Origin of the sequence: Massilia litorea, from assembly GCF_015101885.1 — a bacterium.
GTDB lineage: Bacteria > Pseudomonadota > Gammaproteobacteria > Burkholderiales > Burkholderiaceae_D > Telluria > Telluria litorea.
Window position 1 is genome coordinate 43,120 of sequence record NZ_CP062942.1, and the last position, 26,105, is coordinate 69,224.

Annotated in this window: 17 protein-coding genes and 2 pseudogenes; 8 read left to right on the top strand and 11 right to left on the bottom strand. The window is 51.6% G+C overall.

The features are described 5' to 3' along the window. Nucleotides 1–76 precede the first annotated feature (76 nt). The gene (locus tag LPB04_RS23485) at nucleotides 77–283 is read right to left on the bottom strand and encodes a hypothetical protein (protein WP_193689241.1); all 207 of its coding nucleotides are present in this window, start codon (nucleotides 281–283) and stop codon (nucleotides 77–79) included. 581 nt (nucleotides 284–864) lie between these two features. Next, nucleotides 865–2,028, bottom strand: coding sequence for a GGDEF domain-containing protein (locus LPB04_RS23490; RefSeq protein WP_193689242.1), 1,164 nt, complete (start codon nucleotides 2,026–2,028; stop codon nucleotides 865–867). A gap of 1,229 nt (nucleotides 2,029–3,257) precedes the next feature. On the opposite strand from LPB04_RS23490, the gene LPB04_RS23495 reads away from it, so the two are divergent. From LPB04_RS23495 to LPB04_RS23505, 3 genes are all read left to right on the top strand, one after another. Further along, nucleotides 3,258–3,692, top strand: a complete 435-nt coding sequence (locus LPB04_RS23495) for a DUF695 domain-containing protein (RefSeq protein WP_193689243.1) — start codon at nucleotides 3,258–3,260, stop codon at nucleotides 3,690–3,692. 807 nt (nucleotides 3,693–4,499) lie between these two features. Continuing rightward, nucleotides 4,500–5,129 (top strand): sigma-70 family RNA polymerase sigma factor, encoded by a 630-nt coding sequence (locus LPB04_RS23500; RefSeq protein WP_193689244.1) that lies wholly within the window; start codon nucleotides 4,500–4,502, stop codon nucleotides 5,127–5,129. A 1,137-nt stretch (nucleotides 5,130–6,266) separates the two neighbouring features. Beyond that, complete coding sequence (locus tag LPB04_RS23505) at nucleotides 6,267–6,560, top strand: hypothetical protein (RefSeq protein ID WP_193689245.1); 294 nt, start codon at nucleotides 6,267–6,269, stop codon at nucleotides 6,558–6,560. Nucleotides 6,561–6,790: 230 nt separating this feature from the next. Here the strand turns inward: LPB04_RS23505 and LPB04_RS23510 are convergent, their stop codons facing one another. Then, nucleotides 6,791–7,924, bottom strand: a complete 1,134-nt coding sequence (locus LPB04_RS23510; RefSeq protein WP_193689246.1) for a DUF1565 domain-containing protein — start codon at nucleotides 7,922–7,924, stop codon at nucleotides 6,791–6,793. Between the two features lie 769 nt (nucleotides 7,925–8,693). Here LPB04_RS23510 and LPB04_RS23515 point away from each other — a divergent pair. Further along, the gene (locus tag LPB04_RS23515) at nucleotides 8,694–9,821 is read left to right on the top strand and encodes a sensor histidine kinase (protein WP_193689247.1); all 1,128 of its coding nucleotides are present in this window, start codon (nucleotides 8,694–8,696) and stop codon (nucleotides 9,819–9,821) included. A 1,665-nt stretch (nucleotides 9,822–11,486) separates the two neighbouring features. Continuing rightward, on the top strand, nucleotides 11,487–12,704 hold the full coding sequence (locus LPB04_RS23520) for a hypothetical protein (RefSeq protein ID WP_193689248.1): 1,218 nt from the start codon (nucleotides 11,487–11,489) through the stop codon (nucleotides 12,702–12,704). Nucleotides 12,705–13,051: 347 nt separating this feature from the next. Here LPB04_RS23520 and LPB04_RS23525 read toward each other — a convergent pair whose 3' ends face one another. The 3 genes from LPB04_RS23525 to LPB04_RS23535 all read right to left on the bottom strand — a co-directional run bounded on the left by LPB04_RS23525 (nucleotide 13,052) and on the right by LPB04_RS23535 (nucleotide 17,761). Then, the gene (locus LPB04_RS23525) at nucleotides 13,052–14,185 is read right to left on the bottom strand and encodes a DUF1565 domain-containing protein (protein WP_193689246.1); all 1,134 of its coding nucleotides are present in this window, start codon (nucleotides 14,183–14,185) and stop codon (nucleotides 13,052–13,054) included. A gap of 980 nt (nucleotides 14,186–15,165) precedes the next feature. Continuing rightward, on the bottom strand, nucleotides 15,166–16,335 hold the full coding sequence (locus tag LPB04_RS23530; RefSeq protein ID WP_227496790.1) for a right-handed parallel beta-helix repeat-containing protein: 1,170 nt from the start codon (nucleotides 16,333–16,335) through the stop codon (nucleotides 15,166–15,168). 1,099 nt (nucleotides 16,336–17,434) lie between these two features. Further along, nucleotides 17,435–17,761: an H-NS histone family protein gene (locus LPB04_RS23535; RefSeq protein ID WP_193689249.1), complete on the bottom strand. Its 327-nt coding sequence runs from the start codon at nucleotides 17,759–17,761 to the stop codon at nucleotides 17,435–17,437. A 595-nt stretch (nucleotides 17,762–18,356) separates the two neighbouring features. On the opposite strand from LPB04_RS23535, the gene LPB04_RS24510 reads away from it, so the two are divergent. Further along, the gene (locus tag LPB04_RS24510; protein WP_407943910.1) at nucleotides 18,357–18,803 is read left to right on the top strand and encodes a L,D-transpeptidase scaffold domain-containing protein; all 447 of its coding nucleotides are present in this window, start codon (nucleotides 18,357–18,359) and stop codon (nucleotides 18,801–18,803) included. A gap of 491 nt (nucleotides 18,804–19,294) precedes the next feature. Here the strand turns inward: LPB04_RS24510 and LPB04_RS24515 are convergent, their stop codons facing one another. Together LPB04_RS24515 and LPB04_RS24525 are read right to left on the bottom strand one after the other, a co-directional pair. Continuing rightward, on the bottom strand, nucleotides 19,295–19,471 hold the full coding sequence (locus LPB04_RS24515; protein WP_407943909.1) for a transposase: 177 nt from the start codon (nucleotides 19,469–19,471) through the stop codon (nucleotides 19,295–19,297). A gap of 179 nt (nucleotides 19,472–19,650) precedes the next feature. Beyond that, a pseudogene (locus LPB04_RS24525) lies at nucleotides 19,651–20,179 on the bottom strand (IS110 family RNA-guided transposase); the annotation flags it as partial. A gap of 158 nt (nucleotides 20,180–20,337) precedes the next feature. On the opposite strand from LPB04_RS24525, the gene parS reads away from it, so the two are divergent. Both parS and LPB04_RS23550 read left to right on the top strand, forming a co-directional pair. Further along, nucleotides 20,338–20,805 (top strand): type II RES/Xre toxin-antitoxin system antitoxin, encoded by a 468-nt coding sequence (gene parS / locus LPB04_RS23545; RefSeq protein ID WP_193689250.1) that lies wholly within the window; start codon nucleotides 20,338–20,340, stop codon nucleotides 20,803–20,805. Next, complete coding sequence (locus LPB04_RS23550; protein ID WP_193689251.1) at nucleotides 20,802–21,260, top strand: RES family NAD+ phosphorylase; 459 nt, start codon at nucleotides 20,802–20,804, stop codon at nucleotides 21,258–21,260. Before parS ends, LPB04_RS23550 begins: the two co-directional genes overlap by 4 nt. Nucleotides 21,261–21,384: 124 nt before the next feature. Here LPB04_RS23550 and LPB04_RS23555 read toward each other — a convergent pair. From LPB04_RS23555 to LPB04_RS23565, 3 genes and pseudogenes are all read right to left on the bottom strand, one after another. Further along, nucleotides 21,385–22,719: pseudogene (locus LPB04_RS23555) on the bottom strand (type II toxin-antitoxin system HipA family toxin). Further along, entirely contained in the window at nucleotides 22,719–23,111 is a 393-nt protein-coding gene (locus LPB04_RS23560) for a helix-turn-helix domain-containing protein (RefSeq protein ID WP_193689252.1), read from the bottom strand. Before LPB04_RS23560 ends, LPB04_RS23555 begins: the two are co-directional and overlap by 1 nt. A 372-nt stretch (nucleotides 23,112–23,483) precedes the next feature. After that, nucleotides 23,484–25,229 carry an SIR2 family protein gene (locus LPB04_RS23565; protein WP_193689253.1) on the bottom strand — a complete coding sequence of 582 codons (1,746 nt, stop codon included), beginning with the start codon at nucleotides 25,227–25,229 and terminating at the stop codon, nucleotides 23,484–23,486. Nucleotides 25,230–26,105 lie beyond the last annotated feature (876 nt).

The following is a 26,105-nucleotide window of genomic DNA, read 5'->3' on the forward strand; positions in this document are numbered from 1 at the left end:
CCTGCGCCAGTGAAGCTCGTTGACGCTCGTTGACGCCGCGGACGAGAAAAGGGCTACACGATAAAGTTCTACGCCGCTATCGTAGTTTGCCCAGTGCTGCAGCAGTGATCACGATGCCATTTTCGGTGATTGCCCCAATCCAGTTCGGTCCTTCCTCGTTGACGTATGTGCAAGTTAAATTGCCGATACCAAACTCTGCCAGGATACCGTCGGTGGTCCAGGCCCCTTTCTTCATTTCCGGGAGTGTGACGTCTGGGAACTCATGCTTGATGATAGTCTGCACAACAACGCGTGCGGTCCACCGTCGAGCGCGAACATTTAAGGAGAGCTCGCGCGGCCGCGCAGGCACGCCTACCAAATAATTAAGTCGAAACACATCCATAACGCCTCCGCTCGTCTACCAGCGGAATCATATTGACGGACGCACGCACAGTCTAATCACTGTGCATAAAGCGAGGCCACAAGTCGAGCGCCTTACATTCAATCCGTAATTCCTCCGGCTCTATCCGGACAGAACCTGTTGTGCAGGAACCAAGGTTTCTGGCGCGCGGACAGCCAGCGAGGGAGCACTCAAGGAACTACAAGAAGGCCGGTACACACTATGCAGAACAAGCCCTTGCCGCCCATAGAGCATCCTCTACACTATTTTACCGTCCGATTGCGACCCGAAGTGGACCGTTCGGTACCGTCGAGAGCGACCGCGAATAAAATGTAAAATGCAACTCTCTAATCGAGAGGCGGATACGCTTGGTACCACCGACGGTGGACACGTAATCGAGTGCATGCAAACATCGATCACTGGGGGCACCTCGGCGTTTGTGAGTTGCTTTTACAAATTCGCAGCAACTGAGCCCCGCAAAGTAACTACACAGCAGGCTTCATCGGAGCCGCAATAGCGCGGTTCTTTCCAGCCCGTTTTGCGGCATATAAGGCCATGTCCGCAGCGTCCAAGAGCGAGAGAAGGTCAGGGTTATTCATGTTGAGGCAGGCGGCGCCGATACTCACAGTATAAGGCGGCACACCTTTTGCATTGGTCTCGGCAATGCAAGTACATATGCGGTTAGCAATCGCGAGCGCTGCCTCGATGCCGGTTTGTGGCAGAAGGACTACGAATTCTTCTCCGCCATAGCGACCGATGACATCTTGCGCACGTAGCAGTTGTGTAGCCTGTGCCGAAAAATTGGTAATCACTTTGTCGCCGATCAGATGACCGTAAGTGTCATTGATTGCCTTGAAGTTATCGAGGTCCGTTATCAGCAATGATAGGGGCGAACCATACCGTCGTGACACGGCGATTTCGCGCTCGACAGTTTCAAGGAAAGCGTCGCGTCGCAACGCACCCGACATGGGGTCATGCAGTGCCTGCAACTCAAGGCGGCCCTGCAATGCACGGTTGGCCATGAGCAGAAATCCTAAGCTCATCGCCACCAGCGAGAACGGAAACGCGAGAATGTACAGGTCGTGAATCGTAGACGTGTCATTTTCCCGTATCAAAGTCTGTCCGGAGACAAGCGCCGAGACGCAGCGTGCCCCCATGACCAATGCAGTGGTTGCATACATGGAACATGTGAACCACTCGGGAAACCGTTTTAAATGGTATCTGGTGAGCGAGACGCTACATGCTCCAAAAAGTACAGTGAGCAAAGCGCTCACAATAATCACCCGAATGCCATAGTCGTCGACAACAAAAGTCACCCATCCCAAGGCCACTGAAGCGCCACAAAGCAGCGCGAACAGCGGCCGTTCGCTGACCGTCAAGTTGCCGAACATGGCTAAGCTTCGATGCATTACGATGACACCAAACGGAATGAGTAAATTGGGAAAGTAGCTCGAGAACAGCACGGGCAATTTGCCGCGCGTTGTAAAGCCCAAAGCGGCAATGACCATCAGCAGGCACGCCCATCCCCATTCAGATAAACCGGCGATGGTCTTTGGGAAACCGACACGTACGGAGAAGAAAAGAAAACCGCAAAGTAGGCCGAATGCGGCTGAAATGATGATGAAGGAATTATTGTCGATCCCTAGCATAGCTAGCAGGCCTTTCTGAACGAACCAATGACAGGATTTCTCTCAGCTGGATCGCCTTAAGTAAGTAGTGCCCCAAGTACCACAAACGAAGCCAGAAATTCTAATAGGAAACATAGTGTTCCCCTCTGAACTATCGCACAGCTTCTCGAGTGCGTCGTGGAAGCAATCAAGCTTCCTGGTAATGCTAATTGACGGCCAGAGCAAAGCCGGGCGACTATGTCATTAAGCGCTAGTATATGCAGACCTGCAGTTCCGTGTGTAAATCCGCGAGAGTTCGTCTTTTCAAACGTACCGTTGATGAAGATCAAGCCCTACTGAAGACAAGCGTGTAGCTTCTAACATGAGTCTGGCAGCCGCTAAGCTGACGTCATGTGCGTGCGAATAGACAGAAACACGAGCGGTGTCGAATTTCGAGTATGGGCGGGAGAAAGTGCTAGAGCGAAAAAGGAGCCAGCAAGAACTCCTAATCGCCTCGCATTGTCTAATCACAACAGCGTGTTGAACTACCTTCAAGTAGCAGGGACATCGCGGTCTCATATGGAGAACATGTACGGCCAGCGGCGGCAATGACACTCTTCAATTCATCAATTTTTCTTCGTGATCGCAACTGGAAAAGAAAATCCCGTTATCCCAAGGTTCTTCAAGATTTGCTCTGCTGTATGGATGTTCCAAACGCCGTTTGGGACAACTATGCTAGGAAACCCATGTCGAAAAATATTTTCGTTATTTACATTGACGAAATGCTAATTGAAGGATGATCAAACGCGGTGCGACGCTTCTCTACAAGAATTTATATAATGTAAATAAAGCGAAGCCGGAGCATGTAAGTTGCGGTACGGTAGATTAACAATTATCTTCATAATGAAGAATCGAAATGTGGTGAATTCGTTCTCATTAACGCGGGACAAAGACGCCTGTCGTGTTGTCTCTACACTGCGTCGATCATTCAAGATTTATCATTGATCGCCTGAGCTCAGTCCCCGATAATTTGCACTTTTCGAAAACGACGCCGTTTTAACGTCCTTAGGGCCTAATTTTATGTTGAGCGTGACTGATTTCGGTTATTCCACCTGTTACCAACTAGTGTACTGAGATAAGTTTTATTAAAAGAATATATTTAATAATTGCGGAAAATTTCCCCTGGGGAATTAGATGTAAATGACAAATTTAAGACGTTATCTGTGAAGCGGAAATGCAAATCGTTCTTTATTTTGGTCACGTTATTTCTCATGTCCAAACTCGCGAACCCACAAGTATGGAAAACCGCCATCTCCAGAAACGAAAGTGATGGAACGGTAGTTATTTATAGATACGTTAAAGAAGTCATCCCCAGTTTTTTACGCAGTCGACAACCCGACCGTATCCTTTTCGTATGGCGATACAACGGCGAGAGAGGGATGCCGTCCCTTAACGAGCGTAACCAGATGGATGATTTCGAAGCCGCGCTTTCGCCTCTGCAGGGGGACGGATTCTCAACATTGGCAATGGTTTCAACCGGAAACAACCTGAAAGAGTGGACATATTACACCCAAGCGGAGGAGGCATTCATAGAACGGTTGAATTTGGCTCTTCAATTCAGGGCGACGTTTCCGGTTGAAATCCACGTTTCTTTTGATCCAGGGTGGACAACGTATGAGCGGTTCGTTAAGGCTGTAAAGAACTAATTCATTGACCTCTCGTCCGCTTGGAATTTATTTTCAACCAGCCGATGCAACACATTCGTGAAATCGCTGTATGGGTGTTCGGAAGTTGAATTTCTTCTTGGTTCACTCATTCAGCTGCTTAGCCACCTCGTCAAGGCTCAACTATGGGTACGCCGAGAGGTCTAGCCCTTTCGGAAAATCTGGACGCAAGATCCCAGTGATGTTTTCGTTGAACCGCCCTGCCAATGGTCTTCATGGGCGCAATATGTATGGATATGCGTATCGACAGTGAAGCGCTTATGGTCAACCCTCTCCGTCCCGCGGGCCCACGTCAACGTTTTATAGTTTTGCTGTCGAGTTTACGCAAATTGCTGATGAGTGCATCGATCACCGATGCGGTATCTCTGCTGGCTACTTTTAGCGGCATCAATTAGCGTGTCAGCGGCTCGACGACTGTAGCGATTTCCTGTTGTGGCTACGGAACAGCAGATCGACTTCCCAGTGGCTGCCTAACGCGCGATCCTCGACAGCACTAGAAAGTTCACTGATCGAAACGGTTTCAACGATCCCGTCATGGTCGTTCGTTTTTGTATGTGAAGAATTCAGTTTAGTTTAGTTCCTAACTTTCCCTATCGTTTATCGCGCCAAACAGGTTCTTTCGACGTCGTCGCTAGCGAACCATTTGTCTAGCGACAAATAATTAAGACTGACAGCCTTCCCGCGTGCCGATGCCGTCGGTCGTCATATTCCGCTACCGGGGAATACTCTAACAAGATCCTTGATATTGTTCAATGCTGAGACCTATGCGACATGATAAAAGAATGTTGCATGGACAGCGTGACCGAACGGTCGATAATGCTACCGTACAACATGAGGCACATAATGATCTCAGATCTAAGCTGCGACGATACGTTGATTCAGCATGCTCGACAAGGCGAGGGGAAAGCATTTGATTGCCTAATGAAGAGGTATCGTGGACGCGTAATGCGAGTGGTTTCCATGCTGATTTCTAATCCTGAGGACGCAGAAGATGTGGTTCAGGAAACTTTTTTGAAGGCATTTCGTGGATTGAACGGTTTTCGTAACGAGGCATCGTTCTTCACCTGGCTGTATAGGATCGCTACGAACGTTTCGAAGAATTATCTTCGAGGAAAACATAGGCATGAATTGATTTTTTCTCGGGTCAATTTCGATTCCGCTCCAACCAACTCTAACTTGGAAAATTCATTAGAACTAGACACGCCAGAGTTGCTGCTAATAGGTAAGCAGGTCGAAAGCTCGATTCGTTTCGCTATCGCACAGCTCCCAGATGATATCCGGGATACATTGGCTTTGCAGTTGTACGATAGTTTAAGCAATGATCAGATCTCAAAAAGGCTAGCGTGCCCGACCGCAACCGTACGGACGCGAATTTTTAGGGCGCGTGCTGCTACCAAAAATTATCTGGAGCGTTGTTAGATTTCTTATCAAGAAGATACATTAATTGTTCAGCGAGTTGGTTGGGGCTAGTAATGCCAATTTCAATCCCAATTCCAGCTTAATTTTCCGTATTGACTGCGCAATTACAATTGGGATTTTACGAATTTAGTAATTTGTCTGCTCTTCTGAGGTGGCACTTACAAAGACGGCACTGTCATATCATATAGCACGAACCACACATGACCTTTGTTATAAGAATGGGTAGCGTACCGGTGTTAAACTGTTTGTAATGTTGCTATTCCTTAGTCTTAGCGCATCGCAACGCTTTAAATCGGGCGGTGGAGAAAATGTGACGTGCTGACTCATACTATATTTATTGAAGTAGTTCGTGGTATTGATGCGACGCACGCGTTTCGTTAGGCACCACTAGTCTTGAAGTCTCATAGTTAGCCAAGCACGTTTTTATTGATTAGCTTTTTTAGCGAAATACCGCAGATTTTGCATGGAAAATTCTGGCATTCCTTATATTTACGAGTTTTCGTATCGGTAGCAATTTGTCGATCCAGAAAACTCAGGAAGCTGCGATAACTTATATATTGCGCGGTAGAACTCTATAGAAAACTCCGGCGCCGGAACTCGGCATAGCGTGTTTGCGGCCCAGCAGGAGATCTTCATCGCCTCACTGCTTGGGATCCCCTGTTCTTGTAAGAAAGATTGAGCATAGTATTGACCATGCATTTGTTGCAAGGCAATCGCACAAGCGAACAGTCGTAGCCGTTCATTAAGATTCATTCCATCTCCTTGGTCGAAGTGCTGCAGGTTTAGGGAACTATAACGCTAACAACATTACTGCCTTATACATGGCTTATCGGCTGCCCCAGAGCTCTAGTCATGTCGGGTAGCAGGCGATCGAAGTCATCCATAGTAGAAACAAAATTTCTGGATTGAATCACGGGGGCAAGCACTGCACGAAAGATTGGATGATAGTACGGCGAGGTGATGCAAGGTCTCTTCTGTGGTCTGTTAGCGTTTCCCATCAGCTACTATTAAGCATCGATCTATAGTTAGCCATGACTGACAACTATTATAAGCTTTGGGATGTTGTTCGTCAGAGTTATGAAAAGTGTGCCTCTCGCTCCTTTGTTATTTTGTTGCGCTACGTTACCTTAAGATGAGATGGATATCGAAAAACTTGAAGGAACAGGCATTCTGTCGATTAGCTTAGATCAGCCTAATCATTATTTTGAAATGGTAGTTTGCACAAATATTGGGCGCAAGTTCAAGGTATCCGCCTGGAATGCGGTCGACGCTTTCTTTGATATAACATTTGGTGCTCTGGATTGCCGAGAATTTGGTGCAGTGGGCGAACTTGAGTGCGTGACCTTGATGGGAGACGTACTAATACTTGAAGGGAATTTTGTGAATATTGTAATCAAGACTGCTAGAATCTTAATCGAAGAGTTTTCTTAGTCCAGGATTTGGATAGGCAAACTCATGACGATAGGAGGCACTCGTTTTCCATTGAAGTTTGCTGATTATTTTATGCTACAGCCACGTAGTATGAACACTGAGGACCTATTGTTAGGGTCTGCCTACTCGCTGACCAGGGTCGAGTGGTTGCTGACGGATAGATGTATGCCACATCTCTAGTTGCTTTGCAGAAAATGCCGGCCTTGCGGCCGGCATCGATTTCGTGAAGTTTAGTAGAGGTACGACTCGTAGGCGCCGAAGTCAATCTTCGCACCGCGCGTCTTGCCATCGAAATCGGTGATGGGCGCGTTGGCGGTCAAGCCTTTGCTGATGACTGGGGAGGTCGTCTGCAGGTGATAGTTGCCATCGCCGCTGGCGAGATACTGCACAAACTTGGGATCGGCACTGATGATGCCGGTCTTGGTGGCGCTGCTCGGACTCGCGAGATCGAAGTTCGTGCGGTTTGCATACACCAGGTTGGTAGACACGCTGTTACCGACGTCTTCCGATGCGATCGGACCCTGGATGCCGCCGCCATTCGCGTAAATGATGTTGTTATGCACCTGAATATTGCGGGTTGGGCAACCGTTGTTGTAGGCTTCCTTGCAGCCGCCGTAACGCACGCCATAGCCAGAGTTGGCAAACAACGTGTTGTTCATGATCAGGGTGTTGTTATTGTCATGGCCCAGGTTGATACCTTGGCTGGTGGACGAGACAACGTTATTCATGATCATGCCGGACGAATTGTGGTAGATGCCCTGGATGTAGCCACAACCACCACCGACCTTGTGGACCCGGTTGTTGAAAATCTGGTAGTTCGAGTAGGTCTTGCCGCGGCTTTGGTCGGTCACGATGCCGCCCCCGCCACGATTGTCACAGCCAGAGGTCATCGCGACGTCGTGGATCCAACTGTTCCTAACCGACGAGTTACCGCCGGTCATGGCGATACCGATGCGCACGCTCGTGCTACCGGCACCGTTGACCTGGAAACCGTCGATATCGGTATAGCCACCCCTTTGGCTCCACATCGTGTACGCGCCAGTGACCGGCTTGAGAATCGCTCCATACTTGGTGTCCGAAACGAAGCGAATACGTGCGGTCGCGGTGCCACTGACGGTGGAGGTAACGGTTTCGGTGTAGGTACCGGGAGCTACGTGGACAACATATCCAGGCTTGGCAAGAACTGCAGCGCGCTGGATGGTACGCAAAGGAGCACTGCTCGAGGTACCGACGTTCGTGTCCTTGCCCAAGGTGGACACATACAGGTCCGCAGCGCTAGCGCCAGCGGTAACGGTAAACAGTGCTGCAAAACCAGCGACGAACATTGCAGAAGTACGGGTAGACGAATTAGCAAAAGTTTTCAACGGAAATGCCTTTAATCACGAAAGAAGGAGTAACTTTGACGTAGGTCAACTGCCAAAGTTCAACATTTCGGCAAAAAAATTTTCCATGTGAACTGTTTTGCTACAGAAATTGCCGCCGGGCTATTGATATAGTAGTTACATTAGCCCCTTTGATTGATCGGATGTCCATCTGAAATTAAATGTGCTTAGTACTTTCTTGTCAATAGATTCTACGGTTTGGAGCTAGTTAAGCACGTTTTCTAAACAAATCTCGTGCATCTTTGGCGATATTCTCCTAGGTATTGTTTCTGCCACATACTCCGTCAATGCCTAATACGGTCATAACCTCTTAACCTCTTAACCTCTTGATCTCTTGATCTCTTGATCTCTTGACCTCTTGACCTCTTGACTTCTTGCTCACGCAGCGCCTCAAGAGGTCTACAGACACTACCTTCGTCTGTGCATAGTTTGAAAAACGGGGTGCTAGGAGATTGTGCTTGAGCGCTTCAAGAAATACCTATCACTGTTGCGAGCCATACCACGCGATGTTCTCGACACCAGCGCTTCAGAAGCGACGCACGTTTCTGCCAATGTTGCTCGTTAAGAAATTTCTCAAGGTTGACGTATTTTATGCACACCCAGTTCTTTTTTTTTACGCTAACTTTTGAAGCTGATGATCTAAAATACACCTTTGTAGAATGTGAAGTGGATTATCGATTGTAGCCCAAGGGAAGCGGTGGCGGCGACTCTTTTACGCATGGAAATCTGCTCTCCTCAAAGGAATACCAAAATGGAATCCAGTAGCAATCATAATGATGCTTGGCATTTCTTGACTCTACTTTTAGACGCCAGTAACTTTTCCGCTGTCATTACCGACGCAAATGCCCCTGACAATCCGATAGTTTATGTCAATGCCGCGTTTGAAAAAATGACAGGTTACGCTATTAATGAGGTAATCGGTAAAAATTGCAGACTGCTGCAGAACGACGACAGAGATCAGCCTGATCGAAAATTGATCTCAATGAGCATCGAAAAGAACGCTCCTTGTGAGCACTTGCTTCGGAACTACCGTAAGGACGGCCAGATGTTCTGGAATAAACTCTATCTTTTCCCATTTCGAAACGATGGGCAGGTGATTTACTTTGTCGGCGCTCAACTCGACGTAACTTCAGAGATTAGCATGCTGGCAACCGTTAAGAATACGGCGTCTGAGCGGACACGATTGATAGAGACTTTGCATACCGAGCGAAATCGCATAAAAAGACTTTCGTTGAAGTTGCTTAATGCCCAGGAAGCTGAGCGCAAAGCACTAGCGCGAGAATTACATGACGAGTTCGGCCAACGGCTATGCGGAATCAAGATGTTTCTAGATCGCGCGCAATCCGACATGGACGCGGACGAGAAAAATTTATTAGTACTACAGGCCAAGGATGAGGTTAGTGAACTAATCGCATTAGTTCGGAATATGTCTGCATCACTACGACCGGCAAAATTAGAATTTTTCGGGTTAGAAGCAACTATTTATGAGCTGCTGATGCGCCTGTTTAAGGATGGCCCCAATTGGGTTTTCGAGTATACAGATCTTCCAGAGCGTCTTCCACTGGAGATCGAAATCACATTATTCCGTATTGTACAAGAGAGTGTTACCAATATCCTGCGTCACGCCAACGCCGGTCAAGTTATCGTTGAGATGAAGCGTGGGCCTGCGAATGAAGAGATCACACTTACGATCGCTGACAACGGGGTTGGATTTGATGCGTCGCGTTGGAAAGAAGTCGGCGCCTCAACAGCACGGATGGGATTGATAGGCATGAGTGAGCGCATTGAATTGCTCGGCGGAACGTTTGTCGTGAAAAGCGCTCCGAACGCAGGTACGTGCATTGCCGCTGTGCTTCGTGTCATTTGCGAGAGTGACTAATGGGTGACATAATCTAATTAATTTCTCATTGTGGGGCTAACAGCAGCTTAATCACACGTGGAGTGTGCTTCTGTACGCTTAGCTTCAGAAGTTAGCTAACAACTTTCGCCGTTGCTCGGGCGTGTGCGCACCATCCTTCCCAGTACCATTCGAGCACCATATTTTCATAGCGCCCGCCTGGGCGTCGTGTAAAATCTTTTACACCTTGCCCCCCCATCTGTCGCTCAAAGTATGAACGCTCACGAGATTCTATTTCAGTATCAGTTTCGATTTCGGTAACAGTGCGTGAACCTCTACGACTGGCCATCCATGCCGCGGTTCGGCAGTGCTGCTTCCATAGAGCGTCGACACCCGAACGACGATAGCTGCCATGAAGTTTATGTTGCCTAAGGTCAAGATTCCTATGCTGTCTAGTAAACTCGGCTCGCAGCTCGGCCTCATCGGGCCAGCATGTTTTATCTGAAAGCCCTGGGCCGTCAACCTCCCTATTTTCAGTCACCATCATATGTACCCCAAAGTGTAAGCAGTTATTTTCATGTCGCGTCATTTCGTACATTGGTAACGGCCGCTCCTTGGCTCGTGCCGGCAACGTCCGCCGTGTTGCTCTGATCAAGCAGCACGGTGCTTTTGTGTATCATCCTATGCCGCCGGGGCGCAACCGTGTGTTCGTTACGTAGTAGTGGCTGCCCATAGACGTCAACGTACTCGGTTATTGACGTCCACAGAAATGCAAAGCTACTTCGGGAAGGGGCCGGAAAAGAGCGTTTGTTAGGACAAGGTAGTGAGTGCTTCCGTTATACTGCTATTTCATCGGCAACTATCGATAATGGTTGAGAACATTAGAATCCCTTGGGCTGTGTATCGTTAGACCTTTTTGAACGAGAAGACGGAAACCGCCGATCCATATTGCAATCCTCAGCCCTGTTATCGCTGACGATATAAAAATTTTGTTCTTATATTGTCGTGGTTTATGGATGTGCGTTCAGAACTCGTTTATACGAGTAATAAAATTAGAGTTATATCTTGTACAAGGTACTACGCGTGTGTAACGAGGACGGCCTAGTGCCGCTGAGCCAGTGATTACTCGAGAAATTAGCACATATCTGACCGATCGCGCAGCAGAATAAACAGTTCATTGATAAGCATCAAGCTATTGCGGTCACTTACACCTCCCTATATTAAGAAATAACAGGATGGTACGTACGCCGAACGGTTGTTATGGTAGTCTTACGGATTCTCTTACGCAATCTTTGTGTTCAGGCGTCAATTTGAAGTTCGCGCGACAGGTCCACTAGATAGTCTACTCGTTTGCATGGTGACGCACGAGTTGCAGTATGACTAGGAAAAATTTAGGGCAACCCAGCGTAGACTCGGGCTATTTCAACTATTCTTATTCTTTCGCTCCTGATGCGTAGTTCTTCACCGCTGACACGATAAATCGTCCTGAAAGTAATAAATGCCGCGCTCGCAAAACTAGGCGGAGAAGGCTGATGGCTGCAAGTAGGACGCGGAATAATTCGGATGAGGGCCGCGGATCCGAAACCTAACTAGGGCTAACGTCGGGTATGGCCGTTAAAAAGGTTTCAGTCGGCTAAGCTTGCGCGTGTCGCACGCGGTTTTACCCAACTGGGGCACACGTGGTATGCAGTTGGCTTGGAGAGATATATGGGATTCAATCGAAGAAGCTATATTTATTCAACCAGCCAACGAGGTCTGTTTGGTGTGAGGACCTTACTTTTCGCGTTGGCTGCAGTGAGCGCAGCAATTGCGTCGTATGCACCACCTTCCTTTGCCGTCGGAACGAAATGCTCCAGTTCGCGAACTTGCTATCGGTTAATCAATCTTGCTCCTGGATTGCTTGCTGCAAACCCTTCCATTAACGCTAAAGGGCATGTGTCCTTTTCAATGCAGTCACTTAAAGGGGCGACTGCTTACTTCTTTGACGGGAAGACTGTCCGGAATATAGGCACGCTTGGAGGTAACGACGTTTTAGCAGTTGACTTGAATGACTTAGGACAAATTGCTGGCAGTGCCACTACCAGCTCTGGCGTCAAGCGCGCGTTTGTTTGGAGCGCGACAAAGGGCATGCTCGACATAAGCGGACTGCCTAAAACGGCTGAGTCTGAGGCCGCTGCGATTAATAATCACGGTATTGTCACCGGCACTTCGAACTCGCATGCGTTTCGCTGGAGCGCCGACACGGGTATGGAAGACCTGGGAGCACTTACGAAGGGGGCAGCTAGCGTTTCCTTCGGTAGAGCCCTTAACGACGCAGGTATGATTGTAGGCGCGTCGCAAACTGTTACCAACGAAAGGCATTCTTTCATTTGGACCCGAACTGGTGGCATGCGTGACATCGATACGTTGAAAAGCTCAGATGCTATTCCTGTAGCGGTGGGAGACAAGGGACAGGTGGCGGGCAATCGTAGAGGTTCCGGTGATGGCGGCTATAGCCCCTTCCTATGGACGTCCACCGACGGAATGGTAGACCTTGGAAAGGACTCCGGTACGGAAGCAGTAATTGCTGCGGTGACGCCTAACCTGCACATTGTAGGCCTCATCAATCTCCGCGATGGCAATCAGCGTGCGATGTCCTGGACGCGTACAGGTGGCATGCGTCGGCTTGGCACGTTTGGTGGGCGGTCGTCGGGCGCTTCACATGTTAACGCGAATGGACAGATCGTCGGCTATTCCGAAAACAAGGCTGGCGATCGACATGCATTTGTGTGGGCGGCGAGCACGGGCATGCTAGACCTGAACGAGCACATAAATAATGCGCGTCCTTGGCAGGTGGTAGACAGTGCAGTCGCAATCAATGACAGCGGCGCAATCGTTGCTACTTCTAATATTGGGCTTGTTCTCCTCCGGCCGGTCAATAAGTAAGGAGGAAATTCTCGTTGTCTTTCGCGCTACGCGAATTGATAATGGTTCGCGCCTGACGTCCTAAATTTTCTTCTATTGCTGGGGCACCTGTCTCGTTACTGTCTTGCCCGGAACTTAAAAAGACACGGGCTCAGCAACTTAGCGATAGTCATTGCCCACTCAGCTATTTGAGCGTTCTCTTATAAACGCACTTAGATGCTTTTGAGCTTTTTCCGTTCCTGTGGTTTCTACTATGAACGATAGGTAGATTCGTTGAGCAAAGAGTTCGGTGGACCTGGCAGTGCTGGTGACGCTTGCAAGCTGGTCACCGGATGCCGGCCTTGCGGCCGGCATCGATTTCGTGAAGTTTAGTAGAGGTACGACTCGTAGGCGCCGAAGTCAATCTTCGCACCGCGCGTCTTGCCATCGAAATCGGTGATGGGCGCGTTGGCGGTCAAGCCTTTGCTGATGACTGGGGAGGTCGTCTGCAGGTGATAGTTGCCATCGCCGCTGGCGAGATACTGCACAAACTTGGGATCGGCACTGATGATGCCGGTCTTGGTGGCGCTGCTCGGACTCGCGAGATCGAAGTTCGTGCGGTTTGCATACACCAGGTTGGTAGACACGCTGTTACCGACGTCTTCCGATGCGATCGGACCCTGGATGCCGCCGCCATTCGCGTAAATGATGTTGTTATGCACCTGAATATTGCGGGTTGGGCAACCGTTGTTGTAGGCTTCCTTGCAGCCGCCGTAACGCACGCCATAGCCAGAGTTGGCAAACAACGTGTTGTTCATGATCAGGGTGTTGTTATTGTCATGGCCCAGGTTGATACCTTGGCTGGTGGACGAGACAACGTTATTCATGATCATGCCGGACGAATTGTGGTAGATGCCCTGGATGTAGCCACAACCACCACCGACCTTGTGGACCCGGTTGTTGAAAATCTGGTAGTTCGAGTAGGTCTTGCCGCGGCTTTGGTCGGTCACGATGCCGCCCCCGCCACGATTGTCACAGCCAGAGGTCATCGCGACGTCGTGGATCCAACTGTTCCTAACCGACGAGTTACCGCCGGTCATGGCGATACCGATGCGCACGCTCGTGCTACCGGCACCGTTGACCTGGAAACCGTCGATATCGGTATAGCCACCCCTTTGGCTCCACATCGTGTACGCGCCAGTGACCGGCTTGAGAATCGCTCCATACTTGGTGTCCGAAACGAAGCGAATACGTGCGGTCGCGGTGCCACTGACGGTGGAGGTAACGGTTTCGGTGTAGGTACCGGGAGCTACGTGGACAACATATCCAGGCTTGGCAAGAACTGCAGCGCGCTGGATGGTACGCAAAGGAGCACTGCTCGAGGTACCGACGTTCGTGTCCTTGCCCAAGGTGGACACATACAGGTCCGCAGCGCTAGCGCCAGCGGTAACGGTAAACAGTGCTGCAAAACCAGCGACGAACATTGCAGAAGTACGGGTAGACGAATTAGCAAAAGTTTTCAACGGAAATGCCTTTAATCACGAAAGAAGGAGTAACTTTGACGTAGGTCAACTGCCAAAGTTCAACATTTCGGCAAAAAAATTTTCCATGTGAACTGTTTTGCTACAGAAATTGCCGCCGGGCTATTGATATAGTGGTCACATTTTACCCAGTCATTGCTTACATACGGTAAAAACATGGAATGAAACGACTTTGTGAGTATGCAAGGATCAGATGAAAGCTTTCTCGCACTGCTGAGTTAGAAGCAACGGCAATAGCTTCTTTCTTGCTGGGTTATGCGGTGCGAGAGTGCTCTTCCTCTGCAATTGAAGGCTCCTCTTTAATATGACGCTGGCTTACCGAGGGTCATATCAGTTGAGTTGACGTAGTTGTTGACCAGATGGCTTGCTTTTCAGCTACTCTAATGTTCGTACGATGCCGGCGAGCGTAAAAGGAGTACTAGCTTGATTCTGCCCCTTAGTTTGGCCAGAGTTTCGAAGTTTGATATAATAGTGAGTTCGCTTGCGTTGGCGAACATCCCACAGTTCATCCGGCCAGCCAGCAGAGATTGCAATGATGCAAACTATGGTAACCACGCTGGATCAATGCATGTATTGCAATGCAGAGGCAAAGGAGAGCTCGACATTAAGTACTGCGTGCCACATTTTCCGCGCTCATTAAGATAACGCCGGATCAATAAGCGGCAACTTGTGCAGTCGAGGTAACGCTTATCATCAGTAGAGAAAAGGTTACCTCTTTCAACACAATAGACGGGTTATAAAGGATGCATAAATTTTCGGCGCTGCAACGAAAACTATCAACAATCAGAATTGTTCAGCCCGCTACGAATACAATACTACGGCTTGCTCGAACCGCAATGAGTTGAGCAAACCGTTACCACTTATTAAATTTTGAGAAAAATATTAAGGGAAAACGCCTGCCAAGACACAACATTGTTGGTTCATTAACCCAACCGTATGACGCTGGTAATCGGTAAGTGCGATTAATAAACTTCATATGCGCCGATATCCTTCCGGGCGCCGAGGACAATACGTGCATCTGCAGAAGCAATGTGCCTGTAGCTGAAATCCACATCCAGCGAGGTCCCATCAGTTGAGTAGCCAGCCTCAGAGCCAGCGTTCACGATCTGGGGAATGATAAGTGGACGAAGATCATAAGCCGCTTTGTTGACGAAGTTTACGGACGTTGCCTGGTAATTAGTGCGCTTAATCGCACTCGGTTGAGTAACTTGTTGACCATAGCCACTAAATAAATTGTTAATCAGTACAACTGATGTTTTAACTTCAGCACCAACCATTATGAACGTACCACGCGACCTTTCGTCATTGATAAAGGTATTGTTCACTATGTACAGGTCCGTTGCATATCCAGCGATACCTTCTTCGCCGTAGGCTACGATATTCCGGTTAGTTCCGTCAACGGGCTGCATGATCACGTTGCCGATAAGAGAGGTCGTACCCCCATTGGGGATATCAATTTCGTAACTCGGCTTGCCGGCTTTGGTGCTACCTGTTTCGCCTAAACGCAGGCTTGAAAAACGATTGTAGGAGATCGTGTTAACTAACGCGCGAGTTTTAAGGTTGTGGCCAACGTTGGCGTCATGCGAATAGTTGAAGCGAAAAATTAGCCTACCAGCTTTCCCGATATATACATTATGACTGTATCCATTGCCATAGCCATTGTATCCGAACTCGTTGTTTTCCAGGACAATGGTACTAGCAGTATTCACCCCGCTTAGTATGCCATTTTCATTGTCATGTAAAAACGAGTTTCTCAAGGTAAAGTTTGTGCCTTCTAAACGTAGGGCAGAGCCATTTTGATCCGGCACTGAGGCTCCAAACATTTCGATGTTTTCAACAACAACGTTATTGCCACCTATAACCCAAATTGCCTTCCCTTGGGAGCTCATTCCGGCTGCATCGATCTTTGGTCGTCCGTTCACGCCACGAATTGTTAAGTTGCTTTTATCGATTCTACACACGTCGCCGGAGTAGACGTCCGCCGTAATATTGATAACGTCCCCATCGCGCGCCGCTGCGAACGCACTGCAGGGTGTAGGGTAAGCACTATTGGGAAGCACAGCAATAGTTGCAGCATCACTGAAAGTTGGAATAGTAGCGGCAAGTAAAAGCGCGCGTTTGGTATATCTCATCCGATTTCTCCATCTGTTGACGAAAGAGCTTTGAGTACATTAGTCTCAAGAAGTTCCCTCTTAATCAACTTTTCACGTATTTCGCTTCATTGCAACGTAAATGGGCAGCAAGACATTAAGCGAAAGGCCTAAATTTGTGGACTTTAACCATGACTAGAGGATGATGCCCATTGTCATTGTTACGGGAAACTGAGCAGTTGACGGCAAGCCGCCCGTCGAATCCGCCGGGTACCAACTAGGTAGTATGTAACGATAGATTTGTTTGGAATCCGCTAAACGCCTGCGGTGGCATCCGAAATGGCAGACTGCCGCTTCTACGCCGTACCCCGAACTGATCGATGCAGGCTACTCTATCTACACCTTGAGGAACTTAACGCTTCGAAACAGCGTTCGTTGCCAATCGAGATTCTTGGTGTGGACTTGGTATCGTCCTATGCGACGAAGCCAGACACTTGCAGGGAATTATCTTTGACAGACTGGGCGCGAGTGTTCTTTGCCCTGCTAGGTCATTCGTTATTGCAGCAAAGCTAGCACGTGGCACGTGGCGTTTGGTGTTTCGTTGCTGTCGCTGCACCGCGCTGGCCATCGCCAAGCGCCGTACGACGGCGGCCCAGCGTGGGTTCACGCTGAACTTTCTTTTTTAATCGTGCGATTGATCGGGTAGTAGCCTCCAGCGAGACCAAAAGCAGCTGCGACCTACAGCTGAGAGAGGTGAGTGGCACAGGTGGCTTTGCTCGTCCCATGCCATATACAAGGTGCTGTGCATAGCGTAAGCCTTGCTCGCACAGCGGTACGCAGTGCCGCGGAGAGGTAACGAAAGCCCCGGCTTAGCGGCCATGCACGCGGCTTGCCGCTGTTGTGACATAAGTTCTCTTTCTCAAGCGAGCTCATCGGATGATAACTTGTATTATCGTGGAAGCGTTTTTGCTCTTGGCGCCGCTGCGATCGACCTGCCACCTAACGGGTGCAGCCCAACGGCCGCATGGGCGCTCGTCCCTGCGTCTTCATGAGCGAGGATACGTACCTAATATACGTTCATCCTCGCTTTGTACTCAGTATGCTGAGCCCCTGTGCGCTTCTTCCAATACAGTGACCTGAGTTAAATTCTGAAATCGTCGAGCGTTTTTCCCCCCGCCAACCCTTCAGCAATCCACTTCGGCTGTCGACCACGGCCCGTCCACGTCTGCGCATTGTCAGCCGGATTTCGGTACCGCGCCTGCACCTTTTTGCCGTTACCTTTAGATTTCGGGCCGCTATTCGTAAGCAGCTCTTCGACGGATATGCCTAGGCCCTGAGCAATGGCGATAATCTGTTCGCGTGCTTTAGTGACCTCTTGTTGTTGGCGATTTTTGATTTCTCGTTCGATCTCCGCTTGCAATCCTTTAAGCTCGCTGAGGTTGTAATCTGACAGATCTACCTTGGACATATATGTATCCTTCATTGTTGAGGTTACTGGTGGCTTATTGCTACAAGGCATTCTACTATGGACATGTGTGTTAGGCATGTTCGCGACTTCTGACTTGAAACGCTCGACGAAATCCACGAGTTTGCATTTATTTAGGGACCTAGAAGCATGACTGGCCACCATGGCACTCGGCGGCATTACACCGATACAGAAAACTTGCTCGTACCGCTTACTCTCTACTTTTATCTCGCGCCAAAAATGGGGATACCGCAGGAAATCGCGGCGCTGCTGGGCATCACTACACTGGAGGGTATGATGCGGATCGGTAACGTATGGTTGCCAAGGTTCGAAAGCGTCAATGAAGCTTAGCCACAAAAATCGGCGCTGCGCTCGCGCTCTGCGTAGTAGCGGCGCTCGTCTCCAGTCCGGTTCTTGCGCGGAGCGCCACCGCCACCATACATACCTTGGCTGTCCAGGCCTCGCAGTCGCAACGGCACCCACGGGACCATACGATGAGCGCGACCGGCTTGATCGGTTCTACGCCCGGCGCAAGTTTTCGCCAGCCTAGAATCCGCCGGCGGCGGCTGCCGCATTATGGGTACTGCGCTAGGCAAAGCTGCAAGGCCTGACCCCTTTCGATTACGGCGCGGACTCCCTGCAGCGGCAGCTGCGCTCAGGCGAAGCCGATTCCGCTCGTTTCGATGTCGCGTTCACCGCGGCCATGCTTCACTGCCTGGCCGACCTGCGAGTCGGTCGCGTGCGGTCCGAATATCACAACTACCTGCCCGATCCGCGCCTGAGGCAGCATGATCCTGTAGGAGGCCTGCGTTCCGGACTCGCAGCCGGGAGGCTCCAGGCTGCAGTGCAGGCGGCTAAGCCGCAAGTCTGGCAATACGGGCGGGTCAAGGCAGCATTGGCACATTGCCGCGAGCTGTCTGAGCCGTATTCGACGCTACCGCGACCGCCGGCCAAGGTCGCGCCTGGCGCGTATCTTGCCGCGAGGGCGCTGTATTCGCGCTTGGTTCTGCTAGGTAACCTGCGGATCGACGTACTGCCCCCCTGAAGGAGTGAGTCGACAAAAGAGGGCGTCTCGAATTTTCAGGCGCGTCACGGGTTGGACGAAGATGGGGGCTGGGCCGTGGCACCATCGACGCGCTCAATGTATTGCCGGCGCAGCGCGTGCGCAGCCCGAACCGACGCTCGAGCGTCTGCACTGGTTACCGGATTTCGGTCTTAGCCTGCTGATCCCGGTCAATCTCCCGGCTTACCGCCTGTGGGCGCTGCATGACAGCAGTAACGGAGCGCCGCTCGAGATGCGAGTCGTCGTCGGCTCCGCACTTAAGACCAAAACCTCGCTGTTTGTTGGCCAGATGCGCTAGGTCGAATTCAATCTGTACTAGACATCCCGCCTAGCATTCTCGACAAGGAAATCATGCCCAAACTCAAGCGCAACCTTGGGTACATGACGCAAAATCAGATGGAAATGGTGCGGCCAGTCGCTAGCACTGCCGATCTCCGCGTAGGCCGGGCACGTGTGCCGGCGCCTAAGAGCGCCTAACAAAATCGTTCGACATACCGCCAACAGATGAGCGAGCAGGCAAGCGAAAGAAACGCCTGGTGCACGTCTGCTCGCCACTCATGCTGGATGCGCAATCTGCGGAAGCGATGTAGCCAACCCAAGGTCCGCTCGACGACCCAACGCCACCGCCCAAGCCTTTCGCGCAACTCCACACCTTAGCGCGCGATACGAGCTGCGATGCCCCGACTGCGCAACTAAGCCCGATGGGCTATCGAAGCGTACGCTCAATTGGCATGCAGCTTACCTGGACGTTTGCGAGCACGGCCTGCCAGCCCTTTAACTGCCGGGATTGACTCTACCAGCGGGATGAGGAAACGCGAATCGTGTACCTGCGCGCCCGAGATCCTGAGCTGTTTTGTTTGGGCGTGAGCCCAAACGAAGCAGCCATCTGCCTGCCATTGGCGAACTGGCTGGCGTCGCCAACTGTTGCCAGCAAAGCCGTTGCGGTCACCGGTCCGATACCGCGTAGCTGCTGCAGGCGCACCGCCAGCCGGATCGGTTCGCGCAATTTGCTCGATATCCCGGTCGAGCTCTTCAACACGCTCGTCCACCACAAGCAGGTCTTGCCACAGTCCGCGTAACAGCCGGCGAAAGCGCTCGCTCAAGCCATTCGCCCGATCCTCAAGCCAACGAGGGATTGCCGCTCTCAGATATAGGAGTTCTCTTGGCGCCGACATGCCATATTCCGAAGTCAAGCCTCGAATCTAATTGGCTCTTGACTTGCACTGATCGACGAGGCTCGCCCGGACACGGTGAACGGCCTGAACGTCTTGCTGCTCGACTGTCTTTGCCGCGACAAACCACATGTTTGGCCTGCTCATTGCTTCACGAATGGCTTCGGCATCATTAGCGTCATTCTGGCGCCGATGTCGAAAGGTGAGCCTCTACGGGGACAGAGGAATCTGCTGGCGAAAAGTAGGGTTGCTCATCAATTGTCTTGGCTCGTCATGGCCTAGCGTTTTTAGCGCGCACTGCTAGCCGCCATTTGGTGTATGATTAACTACCAAATGGAGGCATTATGGACAACGCAGATCACCAAGGCAAAAAAGAGGGAAAGCGGGCAGCCTCAGCAGCGATGCAAAATCTTTTTGCGGTCTTACGCCGTGATCTGAAGGATGGTCGGGATCCGATTGAAGTGATTCGTACAGGTCTAACCGCCGACCTGTTGACGGCAGCTGGAGACTATTTTGAAGTCCCAGCGTCCCGGATACGTGCCATTACGCACGTCCCTGACACCACCGCACATCGGCTGATCAAGCGCCATGCGCTCTTGGATCCTGCAGCGTCAGAGCGCCTGTGGCGTCTCGCTGACGTTGCTGCAATGGCGGAAGATGTGTTTGAGGACGAGGCTATGGCAAAACAATGGCTGCGATCCCCCAACCAGACCTTCTTAGGTACTGCACCGATTGACTACTTGGATACAGAACCTGGTGCGAAGGCAGTTCGGCAGGTCTTGAACGCGATCGCCACAGGTGGCGCCTTATGAGGCTGTGGCGCATTGCTCACCGAAAGTATGCGCTTGATCGTTTGTGTGCCGGGGCAGCTCTATATGGAGGGCGTTGGAATCCTGTCGGCATGCCAGCACTGTACTGCGGCGCGTCGATCGCTATCTGCGCGCTAGAGAAGTTTGTGCACGTGGGACAGGCTGCGCTTCCGCCCTTGGTATTGGTCTCGGTCGACATTCCGGATAATTGCGACATTCTCACGCCTGGCATACACGACCTTCCGACAGGCTGGGATGAACTACCGACCTCTGCAAGCGCGCAGGGCCTTGGGCGAGCATGGCTCGAGCGAGGGGAAGCATTAGCTATGCGTGTTCCTTCAGTCGTTCTCCCTGAAGAAAGCAACGTTATCGTCAATCCCTTGCATCCGAATTACGCCCAGGTGAAGCTGACAGTGGTACGCCCCTTCACCTTCGATCAACGCATGTACAAGCAGTGAGAGCTGCATAGCAATTTGAGGCAATCTTACGTCTTTGAAACCTCTCCTTATGAAACTCGACATTACATTATGAAATGTCGAGTTTTCTTTCATCCGCTGAGCATCTGCAAGATTTGGTCTGCAGCTATAGCTTAGCGCACTGCGCGCGCATCCCTGCAAAGATTGCCTCGGCCATCTTGTGGGGAAACTCATCGGGAATTTGCCGCGAAACCTCGTCGATCACCTTCTTTGTGCCGGAAACTATCTCATCAATGATCGACAGCGCCACGTTGTCGCCGAGACCGACGATCGCTGCATGATGGACCCAATGCTTTGTTTGCACCTCCATGAGCTTATAGTGGTAGTGAGTGCCTCTGACGGCCATCGCTAGCTTGACCTTGAACGGTGAAAACTGGTTGGGACCGCTGCCCAATACTGGATGGGCCGACAGGACGTCGTATGCTGGTGTCAGCTTAAATCGCGCGCCCGGCAGAAGAAATACGCTGTAATTTTTCGCGTGCCCATCGATTGCAGCCAACAGCCAGAAGATGATCTGGGTCTTGAAGAAGTTGAAGCGATCGACGTCGGCTGCAGTCGAGCCTCCTAAAGTCTTCATGATTTGGGTAATGCCAGGGCCGCCCTCGTTTTGGTATTTTTTGAGCGGAGAGATTCCCCCGACCTGACAGAAGTCCTCCTGAGGCAACCTGACGATCCAACTGCCATCGCTAGCGAACCTGCGGTCAAAGCGTTCAACGATCAGCGCCTTTTGGTCCTCGAAAATCCCGATGTCTGTTTTGGCGACCGGTAGCCCGAACGCCGCGAGAATTTTCGAGCAAAGCTACTCGTTCTCGACCGACGTATGAAAGTCAGCTTTGGCGTTACCCACGAGGCCAAGCGGCAACTTGAGGATGTGCGTCGTCGGCGTCGATCCCAGTGGCTTATGCCAGGCGTTGGCGTGCCAGAGCAGCGCCGTCTTTTCTTGGGCGCCGGCGATTGATATGCGCAGCTCGTCCTCATCAGCATCGCTGCCGATCTGCGTGGTCGACACTGTCTTCCTCAAGATGTTAGCCACGCCGGCTTGATCCAGTTGCTCGCCCTGGATGCGAAACAGGTCGTGAGGCGTCTCGTTTTCCGGCAGGAGCTGAACAGCGCCAACGCAATCGCGACCGATCGCCGCCAACAGATTGTGCGGAGCAGTGCCATTGGTCTTAAAACGTGTGGCAAGGCGCTTGCGAATCTGGTCACTGTCGGGCAAGAGGTTGTCGAAATAGTTCTCGACAATCGCCCCTTCCATTTTTCCTTTATAGGGTCCGCTCGCTGGCCGCAGCGGCAATGACAATGATAGAGGACGAGCTTGCTCGTCCATCAGCCATTCGGAGAAATACGTCAGCGAATGACCCGCCCCGGACGTCTGCCATGTGCCCACTGGCGTCCCGTTGAGCCAAATGACGAGCGATTGCTTATGCGAATGGCGTCCCATCACCAGTTCTCTTTGTTCCCCGAGGGGGGCGTCACCTTTGCTGGTGCGGCTCCCATGGCTTTGGTTTTTGTCGAATGGCGTCGACCGACTGTTTTCGCGACCGGCATGGCGCCGTTCTGTGTTTTGGCGAGTACGGTACTGGACGTGCGTGCGTTGGGCATTGCCTTGGCAGGCGAGCCTACCACTTGCAACGCCATGCCAGCGCCAATAGCTTGCAGGATCGCCAGGAACCGTCCCACGCTCGTGGCCGAAGGGTCGGCCTCGATCCGCGCGTAGGCCTGCTGGGTGGTTCCAATGCGCGCGGCGACTTCGGCTTGCGTCAATCCCGCTTGCTTTCGCAATCCACGCAATACGGGCGGAAGTTGCGTAGAAGTGTTTATAGGAAAGTCCATGGCGCTAGAACATCATAAATGGTGTAAATTAAATTTACATCATTAAAGATGTTTTAACAAGCAGATACGTCGAATATGATGTAAATAGGTTTTACGTTGTATGCGGTGTAATCGCCAAGCCAATTGGCAAGGGCGGTCAGCGCGATGGGGATGAGGCCAAGCGTCCGATGAAAGAAATGTGTAACTACTGCTGAAGCAAATGTGTGTTTAGCCGATGCAGCTAAAGTAAATGTGTGACCATTTCATCTGGCACGTCTTCACCGTTCTCTTGCTACATGCTGGAGCCAGTGCTGGGGACGTCAACGATATTTAACGAAACGTTCAATGAGCTGCCGGTGTACGGCTCGTGCGACAGTTCCGCAGCCGAGCCAGTCAGTGTCGAAAGTCGACAAGCGCACGGACCTGATCGAAATGGGGCTCAGCTACCAGGCCGGCCATCAAACGTAAAGAATTGGTTTCCTTGTTCGCTGCAGCTTCGGCTTCCCACTCAGCGATCAATCGCACTGCGATACGCGGTTTCTCGGCGAAGTGTGCGCGTGGTGGCCACACTGCATGCTCGTCCCAATGCCGCTCTACGTATCCGAAAGTAAGCGCTAGCTCGAACGTTGAGAAAGCAATGTCGAACGCTTCGTCATCCAGGAGTTCGCTGCTCGTATGAGGACGAAGAACGTCGGCGATCAGTTCATTGCCGGGCCACCCATAGTGGCTACACCCAGGAACGAGTTTGAAATAGTAATCGCCGTCTGTGACAGCCAATTCGATATTGAGTCCATCCCCCAGTGCCGTGCGACCGAATCCGTACCTATTTCCGTGCCTAGTATCGATTTCAGTGGAAAGCAGCTTGCCGAGCAAAGCGTGTTGCTTTCCAACGATGGCACCCACACCGAATGCGTACAAAATAAGCACCGCGGGGAATGCTTGTAGTTCTACCAACTGCGGGTAGCCGCCGCGAGCATCGCGGGGCCGCTGTGAAAAAGCGACGATCGCGTTGAACCATTGCAAGGCCTGCTCTTCACTTGCCCACATACCGGCCGTGTAGGCCATCGGGATGAGCGTGTCCAACAGTGACACGAAGCGAAGTGTTTGTTTTACGAAATCATTCTCAAGATTGGCATTGCGGTCAGTCCGAAAATCTGCAGAGCTCATTGCGGCTGCTGCATGGGCCAACTCCTTCGCCACCAAGTCGTGTAGATGGATGCGGTGCTTAGGCTCCGGCATGTATTCCTTCATGAGCGCAACTGCAAGTTGCGCGGAGACCGGATGCGGTTTGCGCAGGTCTTCGATCGTCTCAACCTTCTGGGCCACCTCATCAAAAAAGCTATCAGCACCTGCGATTTGAATGATGCGGCCTGACCGGCGCTGTACCAGCGATTGGGCTGCGGCGCCTGGCGAAGAAAGCGTCGAGAAATACATCGGGTAGCGGCGCGACGGTGCGCGCTCAATGGCAGCCTTCAATGCCACGTCCCACTCGGCCGACCAGCCACATACGATGAGGCCATATTCGTCGAGCACACGATCTAAGAGCTCATCCATCTCAGGCTCGTAGTGCGCAAGTTCGCTACTCGTGTTTCGAATCCTGATGTCCAAATAGTCACCATGCAGCTTGATAATGGTTGGCCCCGCGTGGGTCAACGGTTGAGCGCCGGCGACATGCTCGGCTGCAGAGAGTACGGTCGGGTGAACGCCCAGATCAGCTAGGGCAAGCTCAAGTAGCCGATCAAAATTCGTGGTCAGCACGACCTGCACGTAGCCCTGCTCCATGAGCTTGGCGATGGCTCGGTGCGCCAGCGTCGGAAGTTTCTCTTTGCGTGCCCGCTTGGCGTCGGAGGGCTCGATATATTGACGAATGATCGTCTGGCGTAGCGATGGTGTCGAGCCCAGGAGATCGAGCATGTCCGAGTAATCGGGCGCTTTTCCAAATGTGCGCAGATACCAAACCTCAGGCTGATCTCCGCAGTCTTTACGCTGCAGCGCTGCAATCTTTCTGACGAGGTCGAGCGTGATCGCCCATCCGGTGGGGATTTTCGAGGTAAAGGACACCCCTGAACCAAGCAGCAAGGCGAACACGCCTTTTGAGGACTGTATCTCAAAAGCGATAGCACTGACCGGATCCAGCATGGTCGCCTCCTCGTGATAGAGGAATGTTCATTATAAATCGCCGACACCGAAGCGCCAGGCTTGGACACGTCGCGCTCAGCGAAGTAACGGTGCCGAGCTCTGGACGTCTCGTAAGGGTGGCCGCGCCAGCGAACTGAGCGCAGGACACTGCGCCCACCGCGTGATCGGCGCATCCACTGCACGTGCTGGTCTCGTCCATAGCGGGCCGAATGCCAAGCTGGCCGTGGTATTTCCTCGCGTGGGCGGCAGCACCCTGCAGCTGCGCGCGGCGCCATCGCGCACCCCGGATGCATTGCCACCTTGCGTCTCCAGCTGCATTCGCAGCCGCCATGGACGCCGAACACGACGACCGTCATCGACACCGGGCGCATTGACCGGGTGCAAGACGGTGGCACTGGACTGCGAAGAACGCCATGAATGCGTGGCCCGGTGCGGCGATGGCGCCGCGTGGAACAGTGCAGCCGCTCTTTGAAATAATTCGACTTAATAGCGGCTAAGAGCGCCTAACAAAACCGTCAGGGCAAGGCGCAGCGCCGAAGACAGTACGAGTGTACGGCGAGGCGCTGCAACGCCGTCATGGCGGTTTTGTTAGGCGCTCTAAGTCGAAAGTCCCCCGCAACTCCAGATCTGTTGGCATGGTAGAGCTGTAATGCCAGCTGGGTCTTCCATAGCCGGGCCTGGATGCGAAGCACGCCGAACGGGGCCTCGATGCGCGGCACGCAGATCGCCAGGCCGTCAGACAGGCAACGCACCATCACCCCTCATCCATAATTTGCACCAGAACCCAGCATCTGACGTTATAGGAATCCTGCCATGTTCATTTTAGGTATTACGGGATATGGGAGCATGTAACAAAGGCTGGAGTCATCGAAGCCT